General features: G+C 62.2%; 3 protein-coding genes. All 3 read left to right on the top strand.

Annotation, left to right across the window (positions count from 1 at the left end):
- Nucleotides 1-539 precede the first annotated feature (539 nt).
- The 3 genes from sufC to sufD all read left to right on the top strand — a co-directional run bounded on the left by sufC (nucleotide 540) and on the right by sufD (nucleotide 5340).
- Entirely contained in the window at nucleotides 540-1319 is a 780-nt protein-coding gene (gene sufC, locus NZM16_RS03870; RefSeq protein WP_295478691.1) for a Fe-S cluster assembly ATPase SufC, read from the top strand.
- Between the two features lie 11 nt (nucleotides 1320-1330).
- On the top strand, nucleotides 1331-3811 hold the full coding sequence (gene sufB / locus NZM16_RS03865; protein ID WP_295478688.1) for a Fe-S cluster assembly protein SufB: 2481 nt from the start codon (nucleotides 1331-1333) through the stop codon (nucleotides 3809-3811).
- A gap of 191 nt (nucleotides 3812-4002) precedes the next feature.
- Nucleotides 4003-5340 carry a Fe-S cluster assembly protein SufD gene (sufD, locus tag NZM16_RS03860; protein WP_295478686.1) on the top strand — a complete coding sequence of 446 codons (1338 nt, stop codon included), beginning with the start codon at nucleotides 4003-4005 and terminating at the stop codon, nucleotides 5338-5340.
- Nucleotides 5341-5393 lie beyond the last annotated feature (53 nt).

The following is a 5393-nucleotide window of genomic DNA, read 5'->3' as shown; positions in this document are numbered from 1 at the left end:
CCCTGGTGCTTCCCCCGCCCCCCCGGGGTTTGGGGGGGGCGCGCGGGGCGTTTGTTATATTTTTCCTCTGCATCTTTTTTTTTGGTGGGGGTGGGGGCCGCGTCCCGCGCCCCCCACCCCACGAAAAACCGATCGTTTTCCCTTCCCATTCCGCCCTTGCCGCACAGAGAGGGAAAGGGAAGATGGGGCCATTCCCCTTCCGGAGCCACGTGCTCATCCCTACCCCGGGGAGGGACTACCCGGGATCTTCTCCCTCTATCTTAATGGGTCTCGTCCCGAATGTCAATTTCTCAGATTTTTATGAAAAATATTGACAAACACAGATAGCCGTGGTAAGATAAAGCCTGAATCCATCCAGAGGTGCAGGTCAGGAGGAATCGAGCTGCTGGAGAGAGGGTGGGTCCGCCTTTGGCGGACCCACCCTCCCCAGTGGCTCCCCGAACCGCGGGGAAGAAGCCGCCCGGCGTGAACAGAAGGTCCAGGCAGGAAGCCACGCGATCTGTATTATCCTGCAAATCTATCCAGGAGGATGGTAAGCAATGGAAGATGCGCTCATCATTCGGGATCTCCACGTCCGTGTGGAGGGCAAACCGGTTCTGCGAGGGGTGGATCTGACTGTCCGTAAGGGGGAGATCCACGCCATGATGGGGCCCAACGGTTCCGGCAAAACCACCCTCGCCTATGTGCTGATGGGCCATCCGGCTTACTCCGTGGACCAGGGAGAGGTTCTGTGGAAGGGACAGAACATCCTGGAGCTGCCCCCGGACGAGCGGGCCCATCTGGGCTTGTTCCTAGCCTTTCAGTATCCGGTGGCGGTGCCCGGGGTGACAGTGGCCAACTTTCTGCGCGCGGCGTTGAACGAGCGCCGCAAGCGCCTCAACCCGGAGGATAAGGGGATCCCGATTCCGGAGTTCCGCAAGCTGCTGCGGGAGAAACTGGCCCTGCTGGGGCTGGAGGATTCCTTTGCCGCCCGATATGTGAACGATGGCTTCTCGGGGGGCGAAAAGAAACGCCTGGAGATCCTCCAGATGGCTGTCCTCCAGCCAGAGATGGCCATCCTGGACGAGACGGACTCGGGTCTGGACATCGATGGGGTGCGCACGGTGGCCGAGGGGATCAACCGGATCTTCAACCCCAATATGGGGATCCTGTTGATCACCCACTATCAGCGCATCCTGAATTACATCAAGCCTCACTTCGTCCACGTGATGTATAACGGCCGCGTCGTGGCCTCCGGTGGGCCAGAGCTGGCTTTGGAGCTGGAGGAGAAGGGCTACGAGTGGCTGCGGGAACAGTTCGCCGAGCAACCCACGAGTTGAAGGGAGGGGTCATGGCTGCGGAGACCTTCGATCTGAGCGAGCTGGGGACCTATAAATACGGCTTCTCGATGCCCGAGCGCTACGCTTACAAGGCGCGCAAGGGCCTTTCCCGGGAGATCGTTGAGGAGATCTCCTGGCTGAAGGGAGAGCCGGACTGGATGCGGGAGTTCCGGCTACAGGCCCTGGAGATCTTTCTGAGGAAGCCGATGCCCACGTGGGGGGCAGACCTCTCCACCATCGACTTCGACGACATCTACTACTATATCAAGCCCACGGACAAGAAGAGCCGCTCCTGGGACGAAGTCCCTGAGGAGATCCGGCGCACCTTTGAGCTCCTGGGGATCCCCGAGGCGGAGCGCAGGTTCCTGGCCGGGGTGGGAGCCCAGTATGAAAGTGAGGTCGTGTATCACAACCTCCAGGAGCATCTGCGCAAGCTGGGGGTGATCTTCGTCGACACCGACACAGCGGTGCGGGAGTATCCGGATTTGGTGCGCGAGTATTTCGGCACGGTGGTCCCGCCCGACGACAACAAGTTCGCCGCTCTGAACTCGGCGGTCTGGTCCGGCGGCTCCTTTATCTACGTCCCATCTGGTGTCCATGTAGATCTTCCGCTCCAGGCCTACTTCCGCATCAACGCCCAGAACGTCGGCCAGTTTGAGCGAACGCTGATCATCGCGGAGGAAGGAGCCTTCGTGCACTATGTGGAGGGCTGTCTCCCGGCAGGAGAGCAGGTGAGCATAGGCGATCGTTGGGTGAACATCGAGGCGGTGAAGCCCGGCGATTTTGTGGTGACCGAGACCGGCCGCAAGGCGAAAGTGCGCGCGGTGATGGTTCGACCTTATCAAGGCGACCTCATCGAGATCCAGCCGGTCTCCCGTTACAACACGTTCCGGCTGACGCCGGAGCATCCCGTGCTGGTGGTGCGTCGGGAGATGGTTCGCGTCCGCCGCCGGGCGCGGAGCACCTGGTTGCCGGAAGTGGACACCGCACGGCTGCTCCGGGCCCAGCCCGCGTATGTGCCTGCCGGCGAACTGCGCGAGGGCGATTTCCTGGTCTTCCCCAAAGTTCAGGCGGAGGGCTATCGTCCTCACTTCACCTCAGAGCTCCTGCGCCTGCTTGGTTACTATCTGGCGGAAGGCTCTGCATACATTCACCGAACCCTTCGCCAGCCGGTGGTCGCCTTCTCCTTTGGCGAGCATGAAATCCAGGCGATCGAGGAGGTGAAGCGGCTGATTCAGAAGGTCACGGGGAAGAAGCCCCAGGTCGTCCATGTTCGGGGCAAGCACGCTGTTACGATCTCCGTGTACTCCCGGGAGCTGATGGAGTTCTGCCTGGAACACGCCGGGAAAGGCGCTGCCGACAAGCGCCTGAGTGAGGCGGTGATGGCGCTGCCGCCAGAGCAGATCGCACCCCTGCTTGAGGCCTATTTCGCGGGAGACGGAAACCGGTGGCCTCGGGGCTCGGCCGAGCTGCGGCGGATCGCCACAGCTTCGGAGATGCTGGCCCGGCAGATCCAGGAGCTGCTGGCTCGCCAGGGGATCTACGCCAGCATCCGGGTCCGCAAGGGCGGCTCCGATTTCGTCCAAGGCCGTCGAATCCACCGCCGGGATCAGTTCATCCTCACCTGGACGCACGGTCGGCGCATGGGTGAGGTGCGCGACGCCGGGGATTACTTCCTGGTACCGATCAAGGCCGTCCGCCGTGTGCCATACGACGGATTCGTCTTCAATCTGGACGTTGAGGAGCCGAACTCGTATCTAGTGCGCGGATTCGCAGTGCACAATTGTACGGCGCCCATCTACACCACGGACTCTCTTCACAGCGCGGTGGTGGAGATCATCGTCAAGCCTGGCGCCCGCGTTCGCTACACCACGATCCAGAACTGGTCCACCAACGTCTACAACCTGGTGACCAAGCGCTCGGTGGTCTATCGCGATGGCGTGATGGAGTGGGTCGACGGCAACCTGGGCTCCAAAGTGACGATGAAATACCCCAGCGTCTACCTGATGGAGCCGGGGGCCCGAGGGGAGATCCTCTCCATCGCCTTCGCGGGCCGTGGCCAGCATCAGGATGCGGGAGGCAAGGCGATCCATGCCGCGCCGCACACCAGCTCGCGCATTATCTCCAAGTCCATCAGCAAGGACGGTGGCCGCACTTCCTATCGGGGCCTGGTGCGGGTTTACCCAGGCGCCGAGGGGGCGAAGGTGAGCGTCAACTGCGACGCCCTGATCTTAGATGAGATCTCCCGCTCCGATACGTATCCGTATATGGAGATTGAGGAGGACAACGTCACCATTGGCCACGAGGCCACCGTGAGCAAGATCAGCGACGAGCAGCTCTTCTACCTGATGAGCCGGGGCATCCCCCAGGAAGAGGCGGCGGCGATGATCGTCACCGGGTTCGTGGAGCCCCTGGTGAAGGAGCTGCCGATGGAATACGCGGTCGAGATGAACCGGCTGATCCGCCTGCAGATGTCCGGCTCGGTGGGTTAACCCCATCGAGGTGCAGGAGGAGGTCGGGTGATCGGCGGCGCCCCGGCGGCGAATGATCGGCCGGGGCGCCCCGCACCCGGTGGCGGTTAATTGGGCTTAAGGCTTGCATCCCAGGGGGCACCTTTGATGCTCGCTTCAGGCGAATAAACGAGACAAGGCTGGATAAGCTCTCTAGGAGGTCCAAACCCACAATGGCGGAAGCGCACCTCGTTCGAGAAGCCCGGGGCATTGGCCCCGAAGCCTTTGAGGCGTTCCTGGGAACCCGCGAGGAGCCGGAATGGCTTCGTCAGGCCCGTCAGGAGGCCTGGCAGATCCTGCGCGAGACTCCGAAACCGGGGCCGGACGATGAGGCATGGCGGCGCACGGACATCCGGGCGCTGTCCATCGAAGATCTGGTGACCGTTATGGTCGGCGATGGTGTGACCCCGCCGGAGGAGATGCGGCAGATCGTAGAGCGGCAAGATGATCTCGCAGGGGGGCTATTGCTCTTCGACGGCCAGCCTGCCCTTCGCTGGGTGGACGAACGGCTGGAGCGTCGAGGGTTGATCTTCACAGATCTGCTCACTGCAGTGCGGGAGCATCAGGATCAGGTCGCCCCCTATCTGGACCAGGTAGTGCGGCCGGGGGATGGGTTCTTCGCGGCGATGAACGCCGCGTTCTGGCGCAATGGGATTTTTCTCTATGTGCCGCGGGATCTGGAGATCCCGCTGCCTTTGCGGGCCGTGATTGGGCTGCAGGGTGCTCCTACGGATTTCTCCCGCATCCTGATCGTGGTAGAGCCAGGCGCCCAGGTTACTTTCATCGATGAACGCCTGGCCGACGACGCGATGGGGGCGGCGTTCCATAACGGGATCGTGGAGATCCATTTGAAAGAAAACGCCCGGCTGACCTATATCGCCCTCCAGAACTGGGGCCGCTATATGTGGAACTTCACCCACGAGCGGGCTTCCGTCGACCGCGACAGCACCCTCGATTGGGTGGTGGTCGGGATGGGCGCAGGGGTCACCAAGACCTTCCTGGAGGTCGACCTCGTTGGCCGCGGCGCTACCGCTTATATGTCGGGCGTCTTCTTCTTCGATGGACAGCAACATGCGGATTACGACACAGAGCAGGATCACATCGCGCCCCACACCAAGAGTGACTTGCTATACAAGGTCGCCCTCAAAGATCGCGCCCGCTCTGTCTGGCAGGGGATGATCCGCGCGCATCCAGGGGCCCAGAAAACCGACGCCTATCAGGCCAACCGCAACCTCATCCTCTCGCCGCACGCCCGGGCGGACTCCATCCCAGGCCTGGAGATCATGGCGAACGACCTGCGGTGCACCCACGGCGCGACGGTGGGGCAGATCAATGAGGAAGAGCTCTTCTATCTGATGTCCCGCGGGCTCTCCCGCGCGGTCGCCACCCGGCTGATCGTAGAGGGATTCTTTGCCCCAGTCCTGGATCGCATCCCGGTGCCGGATATTCGGCGCCAAGTGGACGCGATTATCCACCGCAAACTGGGCGTCCCGTCGGAAGAGGAGTTCTGATCGCAGGGGGATAAATTGATTTTTGGGTGGGCGAGGCCGCCTTCGGCGGCCTC

Origin of the sequence: Thermoflexus sp., from assembly GCF_025055495.1 — a bacterium.
GTDB lineage: Bacteria > Chloroflexota > Anaerolineae > Thermoflexales > Thermoflexaceae > Thermoflexus.
This window is presented reverse-complemented; position numbering and strand designations above follow the sequence as displayed.